The organism is Ralstonia pickettii, assembly GCF_000607165.1.
Taxonomy (GTDB): domain Bacteria; phylum Pseudomonadota; class Gammaproteobacteria; order Burkholderiales; family Burkholderiaceae; genus Ralstonia; species Ralstonia holmesii.
Genome location: NZ_JFZG01000004.1, coordinates 340,433 through 355,710 on the forward strand (window position 1 = coordinate 340,433; position 15,278 = coordinate 355,710).

Annotated in this window: 14 protein-coding genes; all 14 read right to left on the reverse strand. The window is 60.4% G+C overall.

The features are described from left to right. The 14 genes from BG83_RS0104655 to BG83_RS0104720 all read right to left on the reverse strand — a co-directional run bounded on the left by BG83_RS0104655 (position 1) and on the right by BG83_RS0104720 (position 14,941). A complete protein-coding gene (locus BG83_RS0104655; protein WP_024975621.1) occupies positions 1 to 2,307 on the reverse strand; it encodes a T6SS phospholipase effector Tle1-like catalytic domain-containing protein in 2,307 nt (768 codons plus the stop codon). Beyond that, entirely contained in the window at positions 2,304 to 2,957 is a 654-nt protein-coding gene (locus tag BG83_RS0104660; RefSeq protein WP_024975622.1) for a DUF3304 domain-containing protein, read from the reverse strand. The genes BG83_RS0104655 and BG83_RS0104660 overlap by 4 nt, the downstream gene beginning before the upstream one ends. 58 nt (positions 2,958 to 3,015) lie before the next feature. Continuing rightward, entirely contained in the window at positions 3,016 to 3,669 is a 654-nt protein-coding gene (locus tag BG83_RS0104665; RefSeq protein ID WP_024975623.1) for a DUF3304 domain-containing protein, read from the reverse strand. A 96-nt stretch (positions 3,670 to 3,765) separates the two neighbouring features. After that, on the reverse strand, positions 3,766 to 4,620 hold the full coding sequence (locus BG83_RS0104670) for a DUF4123 domain-containing protein (protein ID WP_024975624.1): 855 nt from the start codon (positions 4,618 to 4,620) through the stop codon (positions 3,766 to 3,768). 82 nt (positions 4,621 to 4,702) lie between these two features. Further along, positions 4,703 to 5,176, reverse strand: coding sequence for an inner membrane protein YiaA (yiaA, locus tag BG83_RS0104675; protein WP_024975625.1), 474 nt, complete (start codon positions 5,174 to 5,176; stop codon positions 4,703 to 4,705). A 38-nt stretch (positions 5,177 to 5,214) separates the two neighbouring features. Next, a complete protein-coding gene (locus tag BG83_RS0104680) occupies positions 5,215 to 7,695 on the reverse strand; it encodes a type VI secretion system Vgr family protein (RefSeq protein ID WP_024975626.1) in 2,481 nt (826 codons plus the stop codon). A 243-nt stretch (positions 7,696 to 7,938) separates the two neighbouring features. Continuing rightward, a complete protein-coding gene (locus tag BG83_RS0104685) occupies positions 7,939 to 8,733 on the reverse strand; it encodes an ABC transporter ATP-binding protein (protein WP_024975627.1) in 795 nt (264 codons plus the stop codon). A gap of 1 nt (position 8,734) precedes the next feature. Then, positions 8,735 to 9,643: an ABC transporter permease gene (locus BG83_RS0104690; protein WP_024975628.1), complete on the reverse strand. Its 909-nt coding sequence runs from the start codon at positions 9,641 to 9,643 to the stop codon at positions 8,735 to 8,737. A gap of 174 nt (positions 9,644 to 9,817) precedes the next feature. Further along, positions 9,818 to 10,798, reverse strand: a complete 981-nt coding sequence (locus tag BG83_RS0104695; RefSeq protein WP_024975629.1) for an ABC transporter substrate-binding protein — start codon at positions 10,796 to 10,798, stop codon at positions 9,818 to 9,820. A 289-nt stretch (positions 10,799 to 11,087) separates the two neighbouring features. Continuing rightward, on the reverse strand, positions 11,088 to 11,885 hold the full coding sequence (locus BG83_RS0104700; RefSeq protein ID WP_024975630.1) for a peptidylprolyl isomerase: 798 nt from the start codon (positions 11,883 to 11,885) through the stop codon (positions 11,088 to 11,090). Between the two features lie 42 nt (positions 11,886 to 11,927). Beyond that, the gene (locus BG83_RS0104705) at positions 11,928 to 12,200 is read right to left on the reverse strand and encodes a BolA family protein (RefSeq protein ID WP_024975631.1); all 273 of its coding nucleotides are present in this window, start codon (positions 12,198 to 12,200) and stop codon (positions 11,928 to 11,930) included. Beyond that, positions 12,200 to 12,772: a septation protein A gene (locus BG83_RS0104710; protein WP_024975632.1), complete on the reverse strand. Its 573-nt coding sequence runs from the start codon at positions 12,770 to 12,772 to the stop codon at positions 12,200 to 12,202. The genes BG83_RS0104705 and BG83_RS0104710 overlap by 1 nt, the downstream gene beginning before the upstream one ends. A gap of 34 nt (positions 12,773 to 12,806) precedes the next feature. Next, positions 12,807 to 13,193 carry a peptide-methionine (R)-S-oxide reductase MsrB gene (gene msrB, locus BG83_RS0104715; protein ID WP_024975633.1) on the reverse strand — a complete coding sequence of 129 codons (387 nt, stop codon included), beginning with the start codon at positions 13,191 to 13,193 and terminating at the stop codon, positions 12,807 to 12,809. A gap of 158 nt (positions 13,194 to 13,351) precedes the next feature. Continuing rightward, positions 13,352 to 14,941: a protein adenylyltransferase SelO gene (locus BG83_RS0104720; protein WP_024975634.1), complete on the reverse strand. Its 1,590-nt coding sequence runs from the start codon at positions 14,939 to 14,941 to the stop codon at positions 13,352 to 13,354. Positions 14,942 to 15,278 lie beyond the last annotated feature (337 nt).

Below are 15,278 nucleotides of genomic sequence, written 5' to 3' on the forward strand. Positions count from 1 at the left end.
TCAATCTCCCATCAGCATTTCATCGAGCGTTGGCGTTGGACCGGCGTTGATACTACGCACAAGCGCTTTTGTTCGTGCAGCTTGTTCCGCCGCGCGCGCATCTTCCTCCAAGCCCAAATGCCTGATGGCGTTGTCGTTGCCGACAAAGAACACTCGTGCCCAGCCATACCCGCCTGGCGCGTACTCATGAAAGTACGGCATGCGAAACCATGCGCGGTTGTCATGGATATAGTCATCGAAGAGGGCGATGATGGCTCGGTTCTGACGCTCAAACTGCTCTACTGCTTTGGGTGCAGTCCATTCGCGCAGCTTCTCCACCATTTCGCGTGCTGGCAGAACCAACACGTCGTAGCGCTCTGGCAGGAATGCCTTGGTCTTGAGCGCGCCAGCGACCACTGGGCCTGTTCGCACATGCATGTCTTTGTCTACCAGATTGATACGCTCGCTGTCGGGATTTCGATCGCGTCGCACGTAAAGCAATTGGGCTGCATTCTTGTAGGCATCGTAGGCTGCGGCTCCAATGCCGACCGGGCCGATCGCCGATCGCTCCATCTTGGCCATCAACGGTGATGGCATTTTCTCAACACCAAGCTCGGCCTGCCGTTCAGGATGAAGGTAGCCAAGCAGCAGGCGGAATTCTTCTGCGCTCTCCCGCAGGTCATGCTGATCATTAGTGACGGTTTCATCCGCACCTTCGCCAGGCCGGGTCTTGTCTTTCTTCCTGGCGATTTTTTGGCAGAGTTGCTCCCGCCTGCGTGCCATGGCGTTCCAGGCTGCCTGCATCTTCTTGTCTCGTTCGGCAGCCTGTACCATCTGGGCCGCTCTCGTCGCCGCACTGGCGTAGCCCCGTGAAGCATTTTCCAGCCCTGCAGTGGCGCTGCCTGCGGCCAATTCTTTGATGCGCTGGCGCAGCTTCAAGGTTTCTGCATCGGTTTCCGTTGCCTTGTCGACCTGCAATTCCAGTTGATACGGCGTCAAGCTGTCTTCAGAAGCAGCCTTGAAGAACGGTCGATTGGTGAGATAGTCGCCAGTGTTCCAGCGTGCGCGCAGCGTGCGCCATGCAAGGTTCTGCTGCATGCCGATGCGCATGGCATCTGTCACGGTCGATATTCCGCCCATTTTGTCCAACCATGCATTGAAGGCATTGACGACCGACTGACTCAAGGCAAAATCATCCCTCATGTACGGGCTCTTGCTGACGTCCTCACCAACCAAAAGCGGCACACCCCAGCGCAATGCTTCGATGTACATGTGATGCAGTGGAATCTGGCTGAGCTTGTCGGCATCGCCAGCGCGGGCCTTCCCTTGGGCACCAGGCGGATAACCGCCGCCGACGTCTGAATGCACACCGGGGTAGGCCACCTCCAGCCTTTGGCCAGCGCCGCCCGGATAGGCTTGGCCCTCCATGATGGTATCCAGCGGAAAACTCATGCGCTGTTCGTGAATGGAAAAGAAATGGGTGCAGCGTTTGACGTCTCTGGGAATGTTCATGAGGCCATTGCTGGACCACGCAAAGTGGCCATCGAACGTATCGAAATCAAATGCCGCCCGCACGGAGTCCGGTGGCCCCACGGATGCCACGGTATCGAACAACCCCATGAAGTTGATCTGGTAGGGGATCGTTCCAGCAATCTTGCCGTTCGGTGCCCAATCGCGCGTGAGCTTTCCGATGAACGAGCGCGCGCAGGCTGCACCGCGCGAAAAGCCAAACACGTTGATCCACACCTGCTTGACCATCTTGTTGCGCTGGCAGTCGCGTTGCCTGTCGCGTTGGATGCCGGCGAGTTTGCGGTGTGTCATGTCGAAGAGATTGGAGAAGCCCCGGTAGCCGTCAGCAGTGGAATGGCAGAGGCGTCTGGCTTCGTCGTTTTCTATAAGCGTCGCGTTGGCGCCAGCAATTGCTCGGTAGATCGAGTTCAGCACGCGCGTGTAACCCCACACGCAGCGCCAACCGTAGCCGCGCGCGAAGGCTTTGCCTGTGGAGGAGTATTCGAGTTCACCGAGCTTCTCGAAGATCGTGCCAACACCGGCGATGTAATGCCGGTAGATGCCATTCCAGGGTTCTTCCCGTGCCGCGTTATATAGGCGTGCCACGTTGGTGTGTGCCTGCCAATTGGAATCTCGGAACTCCGGGTTGTCTTCGTCATCGTTATTGTTGGTGCCATCGAAGAACAGGCTGATATGAATGGTCTGTTCGCAGGAGCCGAGTGGGTCGATGACTTTGCTCTTACCGTGCTCATATGCGGTTTTTGCTTGTGAGAGCAAGCCGCCATCGGGCATCTTAGTGGGCCAGCGTAAGACCTTCATTGGTTCGTCTCCTCTTGCTTTCTGAGTTCGGCTTCGCGGGCCAATTCGGCTTCTCGAGCAATCTTCATTTGACGTTGTTTCTCGCGCCGCTCTTCATCTTGACGCGTGAGTTCTTCGTCCACCGTGCCTGTGGCCACATAAGGGTCATCGTCAGTTGGTTTGACTTCAAGACTGTTGTGTCCATTTGCGTTACCGTCCTGCACCATCAGCTTCACGCGGTCTCCGGGAAGAAAGATGGCAAATAGCGCGCCTGCCCTTGGTCCATACTCCGGCACCTCCGCTTTGGCTTTGTACCAAGAACCGTAAGTGACACCGTCTAGTTTCTTATCGGCAATCCACCGCACCACCACCTTCAGGCCAGGGCGCCATTTCTTAGGGAAGGAGGCGCAACATTTCCCTCCACCTCCGCCGGATGGCAAATCGTCGGATCGGGCTGGTTGAATATTCGGCCCGCCCCCTTTTATGCCGTTGTCGTCGAGCCCCTTTAGGTTGAAGGTGTGGATGTAATAGGGGGTGTAGTTCAGCCCACTAACTTCGCCATACTGCATTGGGTCGCCATCATCCCGTGCCGCCATGGCCGCGCGGTCGTCGCAACTGGCAAGTAGGGCGAGGCTGATCAGCAAAAGCGCCCTGATCGATTGGGTTTTCATAACCGGTTACTCCGATTAAAGAATAGAGCTGATGTGATTGATTTATTCGCAGGAGACTTCATCGGGTGGTCTCCTTTTGCTTATTGAGTTCGGCTTCGCGGGCCAATCCGGCTTCTCGCGCGACCTTCATTTGACGTTGCTTCTCGCGCCGCTCTTCATCTTGACGCGTGAGTTCTTCGTCCACCGTGCCTGTGGCCACATAAGGGTCATCGTCAGTTGGTTTGACTTCGAGACTGTTGTGTCCATTTGCGTTACCGTCCTGCACCATCAGCTTCACGCGGTCTCCGGAAAGAAATATGGCAAAGAGTGCGCCTGCCCGTGGGCCATACTCCGGCACCTCCGCTTCGGCTTTGTACCAAGCCCCCCATGCAATACCGTCTAGCTTCTTATTGGCAATCCACCGCACCGTTACCTTTAGGCCAGGACGCCATCTTTTGGGGAAGGCGGCGCAACATTTTTCCGCCCCCCCTCCGGATGGCATGTTGTCTGGGGTGGCGGGCATGATGTTTGGTCCGCCGCCGCTGATGCCGTTGTCATCGTGGCCTTTCACGTTGAAGGTGTGGATGTAGTACGGCGTGTAGTTCAATCCGCTGACACCACCGTATTGCATGGGGTCGCCATCATCCCGTGCCGCCATGGCCGCGCGGTCATCGCAGCCGGCTAGTAGGGCGAGGCTGATCAGCAAAAGCGCCCTGATTAATTGGGTTTTCATAAGCTGACGTTCCGAATCAAGGACAGACGGATGCGCACGCGCTTTCCGTACGAGGCACCGCAATCCCTTGTGATCGGTTCTTTCAAATGCATTCGGCTATCTCGAGCGCTTGGCTTTCGTAAGCAATTGCTCCCACGTTGCAGGGTGAATGCCTTCCTCACATGCCGCCATGGAGCTGCCGCTATGCATGCGCTTTTCCAATGCGATGCGAACGCTGCCGTGCTCGTCGAAAGCTGGGCCGTATTGGTAGGACAGCTCGCAAAAGCGCAGTCTGTCAGCGGGTTCGGTTAAACCCCATGCTGCAGCTTTCTGGTAGCGATGCAGGAAATCCGAGAACCGGGGGAGGTAAGGGCCATCCTGCTTTACAGTGCCGTTCTCCACCAATGCTGCGAGAAGCTGATCGGGCTCGCAGTGATCAACAAGCCGGTCGAGTTGCTCTTGGGTGAGCTGAATCGAAAGTGGAACGGTTTGCGTGGCGCCGCTATTCGCTGGACCATCAATGCGTTCCCAGCTTTCGCTGTGGCCGCGGTATTTCCACTGCTCGATGGGGTCCATGAGCTTGTCGCTGATTTCATCCCCCCAGACTTCCATTGCGAGCAGCAGATTGCGTGGGTCGTAATAGCGGACCAACGCCGTCATGCCATCGCCAATGTCGGCAATCAGGAATTGACGCAGGTGGCGCACGAGCGGATCAATATCGGCACGGCTCCAGATCAAGGTGAGACATGGGGCCTGCAAGTCCATCGCATCCAGCTCGGCCAGCCACGGTGCGTTGGCGTCAGCCACCCGTGCGAGGAAGAGCGAAGCATCTCCTGCTTCTTCTTCTGGCAAGCCGGCGTAGACGTTGCGGAATTCGGTGCCCGCCTCGCGCAGCAAGGCGGCCAGGCGCAAAGGGTAAGCAGCGCCATCCGCCAGCACATAGATATGAACCGTGTTTTCGTTTCCTGACATTGCACACTTTGGGATGGCTGAGAGAGTGGCCGGCTCGCGATGACGGAGCGACGTCTGCGAGCCGGAGGGCTTGCCGGGCGTGCTAGTCGTCTTGGCGCGCGAATGCGCTGGCATCCGGAACGTGCTGTACCAGGGCCGGATCAATGACGAGGGGTTGGGCTGCCTGGATATCGCGCGTGTTCTTTTGCACCGCAATGGCGCCGAACAGTGCAAGGGCAAACGACATGCCGTAGAAACCCTTTTCGCTCAGGGCAAGCGTGGCATTGAACAGACCCACGCACAGTAGCAACACCGCCAGAAGGACGGAAACCCAGCTCAGGCCGTAGTAGATGCCCGTGACGGGGATACCTTCGAGCCGGTCTCGCACGCTCTTTTGTACCGACACAGCGGCAAAGAGGCCGTAGACGAGCACGGTGAAGTAGTAGCCCCGCTCGTTCAACTGCATGTTGGCATTGAAGAGTCCAACGAGAAACGCAAGAAAGCCGGCTAGTAGCGCCGCCCAGGAAGTTGCGACAAAGGCAAAAGAGGGGTGGTGCGCTTGATAGGAATTTCGCATGATCAGTTCGATGATGGTTGATGAAAAGTTGGGGGGAGTTAGCGGGGCACCACGGCGGTATTGCGCATGGCGGCCTTCAGCAGGCATTCGAGGCACACCTGCTTGGGCTTGAGATCGACCGGCATGCTGCTTGGGCCGGTGAGGTTTTTACTGGCGGCGTGGACTTTCCACGCGCCTTCGGTGCCGTTTTCGATACCGCCGGTGGTCAACTTGATATAGCTGCCTCCACCGTTGAGTTGCAGCTCCTGCTTGGCCTTGATGATGATCTTCTCGGCGGTGGCGGTAATTTCGAGCTTGGCGAGCAGGTGGATGGAATCTTTGAGGGCCTGCACATTGATGTTGCCGGCGGCAGCAACAAAGCGCATTCCTGCCTCGTAGACAAAGACACGCCATGCCTGCCGAACGCTGGCGAAGAATCCTCCGCCAGCTGTGACGGATACATGGTCTCCGGTGGTAATGGCGAGATGCGTGCCACTCTGCAGGTGGGTCAGACCCGGTGTTGAGGTGGCGATGCCCACGGGGCTGGTCAGCGCAAGCTGAGGAGCCGTGAATTCCTTGAGCGGTCCATCGCCCTTGAGCGCGGCATGCTGGCGTGCCATGGCCTTGGCGATTTCCTTCTGCTCGCCATTCTGGGCATCCGCCTGCTGAGCGGCGTCGGCCAGTTGCTCGGTCTGACACTCCGCTTGTTGCAAGGCGTCCACCATATCGCCCATGCTCAAAGCGTAGTCGTCTCCGTGGTTACGCTTGTAGGTCGTCAGAAGCATCCCCATCGATGCCCGCATGGCTCCCCACGCATCGGTGCGCAGCTCGTAGCCCTCACCGCGCTTATGCCCGCGACCCTGCCAGCCAGGAATCGCAACGATGTGGCCGAGCGCCAATTCCGATGATTGAAAGTCCGAGCCGATTTGAGCCTGCGGTTGCCCCGGTGTGTCATCCGCCAGAATCTTGTTTTGGCGGCCACTGCCGCGGCCTTCTTCATCGGGCAATTCCTGGCTGGCAAAACCCGAGAGCGCTTGCATTTGAGGCAAGACCCACGGTGGCAGGTTCATCTGGTTGTAGACGCGCTCGGTGGCGATGAGGCAGTCCGGGTCGCCATGAATGCCAATTACCAGGACCTCTTGCCCGACCCGCGGCAGGTGCATGGCGCCAAAGCGATGGCCCGCCCACGCATTGGCAACGCGTAGCCAGCATGAGCTGTGCTCGTCGTTGTTGCCGTACAGGTCGTACGGCATCTGCACCTTGATGCGCCCGTACTGATCGGTATGTATCGGGTGTCCTGCCGGGCCGACTACACGCGCTTGGATCGGGCCAGACATACGTGGCTTGTGCTGCGTGCGTGCAGGCCGGAATATTTCGTTGGTGGGCTGTACCTCGAATTCCACTTCGCAACGCCATTGCTGGCCGGTTCCCGTGGTTTCGCCTATGTCTTCAATGCGAAGCTTGGTGCCGAAGATGAGGTATTCACGGTTAGCTTCCTGTTCAAGAAAACCAACGAGGTGGAAGGTGCAGCCCGGCACTATTGCGCGCAAGTTACCCTTGCCTTTGCCGCGCAATCCATGCTGCCGGATTTCCTCCATCCGAATGCGAGCGATGAATCGGCCTTCGTCCCATGGGTCGCTGCCGGTTGCCGGCTGGCTGTGGTCGCCGGGGTATTCGTAGAGACTGTGCGTTGAGTGCGCCGTCTCGCGCGGGTCGCAGTCCCGAATGCTCAGGTCGGCACGAGGCTTGCCAAAGTCGTAGTCCGATGTACGCCACTCGCCCGAGACAAGCTGGTCAATGAGTTCGAATTCATGGGCATGTTCTTCGTCGATGCGGTCTGGTGCGGCCTGCCAGCGGATCGTGTGATATGCGGCGCTTGAGCAGGGCCCGAATGCGCTATTGCTGTCGGTTAGCACAAGGCGTTGCCGCCCGCCGGAATGGGCCATGAACCAGGAAATTCCCCACTCTTGAGTGAGGCGCTGGAAGTAGGCGAAGTCCGTCTCGCCATACTGCTGCTGAAAGACCCTTGTGGGGTACCTCCGCATATCCAGGCGCTTTTCTACCGGATAGATGTAATTTGCGAGCAACGCATCCAGAATCTGAACAACGTTCTTTTCCTGGTAGATCTTGTAGTCTGAGCGCCGCGTTGCAAGCCATAGCCAGGGCCTCAGTGTGAGGCGATAGGCGATATGTCGGCCTACCAGATAGGGGCCGCGCACCCGTGTGACGATCCCGGTGATCTCGCGTGTGCCTGCACCTGCGCGGCCTTGCAAACCGATGCCCGAGCCATCCAGTTCGATCCGGATCGTGACTTCAGTGCCCTCCAGGGTCTTCTTGTCTAGGTCGGCTGCGGGGCCATAGATCGCGTGACGCTCATCTGGCGTGCGCAGTTCCAGATCGTATTCGAACAGTTCGTTGAGGTTGTCCGTGCCGGATAGACTTGAAAACACCAAGGTGGGTTGCCCAAGGAGCATGGGCAATGCTGCGCCTGAAACGGAAATGGTGCGGCCAGAAAGCGGCAAATGATCAAGGCCGTCCATGAGGGGGCTCCTTTGGCAGGTAATCGACAAAATGAAATACGTGCAAACCTGCCAAAGGCTGCCAAAAGCGATGCCGCAAATACATGAGACGGTTCTGAAAACCGTTTCTGATTTTCAAAATCAGAATTCAGAACAAGTGATAGCAAATCGAACGTCGAATGCGACATTGATGGGCTTGTCCCAAAAGAAAACGGGCACCCGAAGGTGCCCGTTTCTCTGGCGCGTTGAAAAGCAGCGTTTGGTTCAGCCTAGCAACAACGCATCGTCATCCACCTTGGCGCCGCGTGTTTCCTCGAACTTCTGCAGCAGATGCGGCACGTCCAGGCCTCGGCGTTCCTCGCCTTGCACGTCGAGGATCACGTTGCCCTGATGCAGCATCACCGTGCGATCGCCGTAGTCCAGCGCCTGGCGCATGGAGTGCGTCACCATCATCGTCGTGAGCTTGCTTTCCGAGACGATCTTGGCGGTCAGCTCCAGCACGAAGGCGGCCGTTTTCGGGTCCAGCGCGGCGGTGTGCTCGTCCAGCAGCAGGATGCGCGACGGCTGTAGCGACGCCATCAGCAGGCTCACGGCCTGGCGCTGGCCGCCGGAGAGCAGGCCAATGCGATCGGTCAGCCGGTTTTCGAGGCCCAAGTCCAGCCGGCGCAGTTGCTCGCGGAAGATCTCGCGCCACTTGCGGTTGGTCGCGAACTGGAAACCACGACGCTGGCCGCGGCACATGGCCAGCGACATGTTCTCTTCGATGGTCAGGTTTTCGCAGGTGCCGGCCATCGGGTCCTGGAACACGCGGGCGACCTTGTCGGCGCGTTGCCACGCGGTCTTGCGCGTGACGTCTTCGCCGTCGATGGTGATGCTGCCCGAATCGACGATGTAGTCACCGCTGATGGAGTTCAGGAACGTCGACTTGCCGGCGCCGTTCGAGCCGATCACGGCCACGAACTGGCCCGAGGGGATCTCCAGCGACAGGCCGCGCAGCGCGCGCATCTCGATGGGCGTGCCTGGGTTGAAGGTGAGGGTGAGTCCTTGTGCGCTCAGCATGTCAGTTCCCCTTGGTACCGGTCTTGGCCAGCTTGCCGAACACCTTGCGACGCATGCCGGGCAGCACGAGGGCGATCACCACCAGCGCAGCGGTCACCATATTCAGATCCTGTGCCTGCAGACCGATGAAATCGCTGTTGAGCGCCAGGGCGATGAAGAAGCGATACAGGATCGCGCCGACCACCACGGCCAGCGTGGTCAGCACCAGGCGGCGTGCCGGCAGCACGGTCTCGCCGATGATGACGGCGGCCAGGCCGATGACGATGGTACCGATCCCCATCGACACATCGGCGCCGCCCTGCGTTTGCGCGTACAGCGCGCCAGCGAGGGCCACCAGTGCGTTGGACAGCGCCATGCCGGCCAGCGTGGCTGCGCCGGTGGCGATGCCCTGGGCGCGGGCCATGCGCGGGTTGGCGCCCGTGGCGCGCAGCGACAGGCCGATCTGCGTGGAGAAGAACCAGTCCACCAGCAGCTTGACGACCACCACGACCACACCCAGCAGCACCGGGCGGAACACGTAGTCGGGCATCCAGTCCGGCTGCAGCAGCGAGAAGACGGTCGGCTCGGAGATGAGCGGCACATTGGGCTTGCCCATGATGCGCAGGTTGACCGAGTACAGCGCGATCATCATCAGGATACTGGCGAGCAGATCCATGATTTTCAGGCGCACGTTGAGCCAGCCCGTGACGAAGCCTGCAGCGGCACCGGCCAGGGTGCCACCCAGCGTCGACACGAACGGATCGTGTCCGCCGGCGATGAGCGTGGCAGCCACAGCGCCGCCCATCGGGAAGCTGCCGTCGACAGTGAGGTCGGGGAAGTTGAGGATGCGGAAGGAGATCAGCACCCCGAGCGCCACGAGACTGAAGATCAGACCGATCTCCAGGGCGCCGAGCAATGAAAACAGTGACATGACGGAGTAGGGCGCGGTGATTGGGCACCGGCCTGTGTGCAATGAACGGGACGCTTGTGGGTAGCAGCGTAAGCGCCCGGCCATTATGCGGCGGATAGCCACGTTGCGGCGCGGGCAGCCAGACCCGCGCCAGGCCGGCTCCGTCAGGCGGAGGCCGACCCGGCGCCTTGCGAGTTACTTGATGACTTCCTTGGCGTCCTTCAGCAGGTCCGCCGACAGGGTCGCGCCTTGCTTCTTGGCCGCGCCTTCGTTCACGAACAGCTCCAGGTCGGTGCTGCCGGCCGAGGCGATGGCGCCGGGCTTCTCACCCTTCAGGATGCGGGCGACGACCTTGCCGGTCTGCTGGCCCAGCTTGTAGTAGTTGATGCCCAGGGCGGCGATGGCGCCACGCTTCACGCTATCAGTGTCGCCAGCCACCAGCGGAATCTTCGCTTCGTTGGCCACCTTCACCAGCGATTCGTATGCCGACACCACGTTGTTGTCGGTGTTCGTGTAGATCACGTCGACCTTGCCGATCAGGTTCTTGGCGGCCGGGGCGATGTCCACGGTGCGCGGCGCAGCCGATTCGACCAGCGTCATGCCTTGCGCCGACAGCAGTTTCTTCAGCTCAGTCACGACCACGACCGAGTTCGCTTCACCCGGGTTGTAGACCATGCCGATACGCTTGGCATTCGGCACCACACGCTTGATCAGGGCGATCTGCTTGTCCAGCGGCAGCTTGTCAGACACGCCGGTCACGTTGGTGCCGGTCGGCGCCCAGCTCTTGACCAGTTGTGCGGCCACCGGATCGGTCACGCCTGAATACACGACGGGGATCGACTTGGTGGCAGCCACGACCGCCTGCGCCGACGGGGTAGCGATGGCGATGATGGCGTCCGGCTTGTCGCCGATGAACTTGCGGGCGATCTGCGCGGCGGTGGCCGTGCTGCCTTGTGCGCTCTGGTATTCCCACTTCAGGTTCTTGCCTGCGTCAAAGCCTTCGGCCTTGAGTTGTTCCTTGGCGCCGTCGCGGATGGCATCGAGCGCCGGGTGCTCAACGATGGCGAGCACTTCAACCGACTTCGTGGCCTGGGCCAGCGCAGGTGCGGCTTGCAGCAGAGCCATCGGAATGGCAGCGAGCGCGGCAATGCGGAAGGCGTGCTTGAACGTGGACATAAGGATCTCCTGTTTCCTTTTGGGTGGTTTCGCTCTGGCGGCGAGCGGGATATGCCCGTGCCGGCGTGGTTGGTTTTTCAGACTCTCTTGATTCTTGAGTGCACCGAAGCAGTGCAATGCCGGCGCACGTGGGCGCACATTATGGGACAAATCGCAATGCTTTTCAGCAAACACTTCAAAAGAACTTGGGGGTGCAGGAGGGGGATTCCGGTTGCGTGCGATGCAACGCGGCCATCAAGTCAAAAAGGGGCACGAGGCCCCTTTTTTCACTGCCCCAACGGGCTGCTGCTTACTGGATCTTCGCTTTTTCGCGCAGGTCTTTCAGCATCGCCTGGAACTTGCTGCGTTGCCAGTTCTGGTCGCCCATCATCATCTCAAGCAGTTGCGGCTTGACGTCTTCGTACGACGGGATCTTCGCGTCGCGCGTGTCGTCCAGACGGATCACGTGCCAGCCGAATTGCGTCTTGACCGGCGTCTGCGTGATCTGGCCCTTCTTCAGGCCGGTAAGAGCTGCCGAGAATTCCGGCACGTAGGTGCCCGGGTTCGCCCAGTCCAGATCGCCGCCGTTGGCGCCCGATCCCTTGTCCTTCGATTGCGCCTTGGCGATGTCTTCAAACTTGGCACCGGCCTTCAGCTTGGCGATGATGGCCTTTGCGTCGGCTTCCTTGTCCACCAGGATGTGGTGGGCGTGGTATTCCTTGCCGTTGCCGAACTGCGCCTTGATCTTGTCGTACTGCTTGTGCAGCTCGTCTTCGGTGGCGGGGCTGTTCTTGACGTAGTCCTCAAACTCGGCGGCCACGAGCACGTTCAGGCGGGCCGATGCCAGCTGTTCCTGAATGTCGTCGCGCTCCAGCAGACCGCGCTTGGCGGCGTCCTGCTCGATCAGTTCACGGTCGACCAGCATGTCGCGGGCCTTGGCACGCAGCTCGGGCGATTCGGGCTGGCCCGACTTCTTGATCAGCGCGTCCACCTTGGCGCTCGGGATGGCTTTGCCGTTGACCACCGCGGCATTTTGCGCCATGGCGGGAGCAACGGTCGCAGCAAAGGCAACAGCCAGCAGGCTGGCAGTGAGGCTGGAAATCTTCATGGGATTGCGTTCGAGGGAAGGACGAGTGAGCGTGGAATGCGCTTACGTGTTTTCTTCGGGAGTGACCGCGCGGATCGCCAGCGCATGGATTGCCGCTGGCCACAGCGTGTGCAGCGCATCATACACCATGCGATGACGCGCCAAACGGTTCTTGCCGGCAAAGGCCGCGCTGACGATTTCGACGTTGTAATGCCCGCCGCCGGAAGCCGCGCCGGCGTGTCCGGCGTGCTTGGCACTGTCGTCTTCCACGGCGAGGTGGACGGGCTCGAACGCCTCGCGCAGGAGGCGTTCGATTTCACGCGGATCGGCGGCCATCAGCGGTCGTCTCCGATGTTGGCGTCGTTGGCCGCGTTGGCAGGGCGCTCCTGCATGTGGCGCGCAAGCCAGACACTTTGCACGAGGATGAAGACCACCATCAGCCCCATCGATCCGAACAGCTTGAAGTTGACCCACACGTCGGTGTCGAAGTTGTAGGCCACGTAGAGGTTCAGGCAGCCCATGGCGAGGAAGAACACGGCCCACACGAGGTTCAGGCGGCCCCACATCGGCTCGGGCAGCGACACCTGCTGCTCCATCATGGCGCGGATGAGGTTCTTGCGAACGAACACCACGCTGCCCAGCAGCACAACGCCAAACAGCCAGTACAGCACCGTCGGCTTCCACTTGATGAAGGTTTCGTTGTGGAAGATGAGCGTCGCGCCGCCGAACACGCCGATGATGAGCAGCGACAGCCACTGCATGGCGTCGACCTTGCGGTGCTTGAACCACACCCAGGCGATCTGCAGCACGGTGGCGACCATCGCGACGGTGGTCGCCACATAAATACCGGCCACCTTGAAGGCAGCAAAGAACAGGATGACCGGGAACAGATCGAACAGGAATTTCATGCGGGAACGCGCTTAGGTGGGCAGGTGCGGAAGATCAATCGCCGAATTTTAGCGCAGCCGAGTTGATGCAATACCGCAGACCGGTCGGTGCGGGGCCATCTTCGAACACGTGGCCGAGGTGCGCGCCGCAGTTCTTGCACTGCACTTCAATGCGCAGCATGCCGTGCGAGCGGTCGGTTTTCTCGGCGATCACCTCGCCGTTGATGGGCTGGAAATAGCTCGGCCAGCCGCAGCCCGCATCAAACTTGGTCGACGATTCAAACAGTGGCGTGCCGCAGCAGACGCAGCTGTAGACGCCGCGATCCCAGTGGTCCCAATACTTGCCCGTGAAGGGGCGCTCGGTGGCGGCTTCGCGGGTGACGCGGTATTCGATGTCGGAGAGTTGGTCGCGCCATTCGGCGTCGGATTTCGTGACGGTCATGGTGATGAGATTCCTTGTTGGATTCGGCAGCCGCCGGACGGAAGCAATCGGGCGGCTGACGTTGTTTGTCGTGCTGCTGCGGCAATCCTGACAGGCGCGGATTAGAGCACGGTGTCAGTTCCGGCGCATCACGCTTGCCCGCATGTCGGCATACCGGATCACGACGAGCAGCTCACTTCCAACGACGATGCCCAATCGGGTGCGGGCTGGGCGTAATGCTCGAAGCCGGGGTGATCGTCGAACGGGCGGGCCAGCACGGCACGCAGGTTTTCGACTTCGGAGAAATCCTTTTCCTTGGCGCGGCGGATGGCGATTTCAGCCAGGTGGTTGCGCAGCACGTATTTCGGGTTGACGCGGTGCATAGCAGCGGCGCGCTCGTCGTCGGATTGCGGTTCGGCTTGCATGCGCTGGCGATAGGCGGCAAGCCACACGTCTGCGGCTGCGCGATCGAAGAAGAAATTGCGCACGGTGCGCGCTTCTGCCGCGGCGGGCGTGTCGTCGCGGCGCACCTCGGCAAGGTGGCGGAAGAACAGCGTGTAATCGGTGCGCTGTGTGTGCAGCAGTTTGAACAGGTCACCGAACAGGGTTTCGTCTTCGTCCTGCGCGGTGGAGAGGCCCAGCTTCGCGCGATAACGTGCGTAGAAGGCTGCGCCGTAGACGTCGCGGTAGGTCAGCAGGACGTTTTGCGCGGCGTCGATGGCGGGTTGAGCCTGTGCTTCGTCGCTCAAGTTGATGAAAACGTCAGGATCTTCGCCGAACAAAGGCAGCAACGCCTGCGCAAGGCAGAACAGGTTCCAGTAGCCAATTTGCGGCTGCTGGGCGTAGGCGTAACGGCCGCCGGTGTCGGAGTGGTTGCAGATGTGGTTGGCGTCGAAGCCATCCAGGAAGCCGAACGGGCCGTAGTCGAGCGTGAGGCCGAGGATCGACATGTTGTCGGTGTTCATCACGCCATGGCAGAAGCCAACGGCTTGCCAGTCGGCCATCAGTTCAGCGGTGCGGCGGGCAAGTTCGCGCAGCAGGGCGAGATACGGTTGCGGCTCGCTGCGGGAGGCGGGGTAGAAGCGGTCGATGACGTAATCGGCGAGTGCGCGAAGCTGCGGCAGTTGTTCGCTGGCCGCAAAGTGCTCGAAGTGGCCAAAGCGCACAAACGACGGCGCGAGGCGTGTGACAACAGCGGCGGTTTCGATCTCTTCGCGACGGACGGGGGCGTCAGCGCCGGTCACGCACAGGGCGCGCGTGGTTGGAATGCCGAGGCCCGCCATGGCTTCCGAGCACAAAAATTCGCGGATGGACGATCGCAGTACCGCCCGGCCGTCACCCATGCGCGAATACGGCGTACGGCCGGCGCCTTTGAGCTGGACTTCGCAGGGGCCTTCGGTGGTCTGCAGTTCGGCCAGCAACAGCGCGCGTCCATCGCCCAACTGACCGGCCCACACGCCGAACTGGTGGCCCGAATAGACGGTGGCGAGCGGGTCGCTCCAGGGGGCGACGGCGTTACCGGTAAAGACGGCCAGCCCGGCGGGGGTGTCAAGTTCGGCGCGCGTGATGCCGAGCGACGCCGCGGCGTCTGGCGAAAACCCAACCAGATAAGGTTCGCCAATCGGTCCGGAAGGCATGGGCATCGGCGGCAGGCGTGTCAGAAAGCGTTCGCCCAGCGCGGAAAAACCGGGGGCGACGGTGGGACGGCCAGGCCAGTCGAAAGGGCTCGCAAGGGAATCGTCAGGCAAGGCGGCAGGGGAGGCAGTCATAGGGTGGGGCGGTAGGGCAGGCGGCCGATAGCACAGGAAACGGCGCAAAAACAGTGCCGAACCTTCAAACGTTGTGCGCTTTGCAGCGCAGCAAAATACGCTTTACGTAGGGGAAAACGCCATGTTGAGACGCAGCAACGCTATCGCGTATTGTACTTGCGAGTAAAGAAAGCTGCAGCCTGCGAACCCTTGCACCACAACGATTCGCACGGTTTTTCAGATGGCCGGGTAAACATGGGGGCCGATGTGGCAGCGCACAACAATATCCCGTTGACGTGCTTGGCGATCACGGGAACAATCGGCCAAAAAATAGAACGGTTGTTCAGTTTTTTCTAGG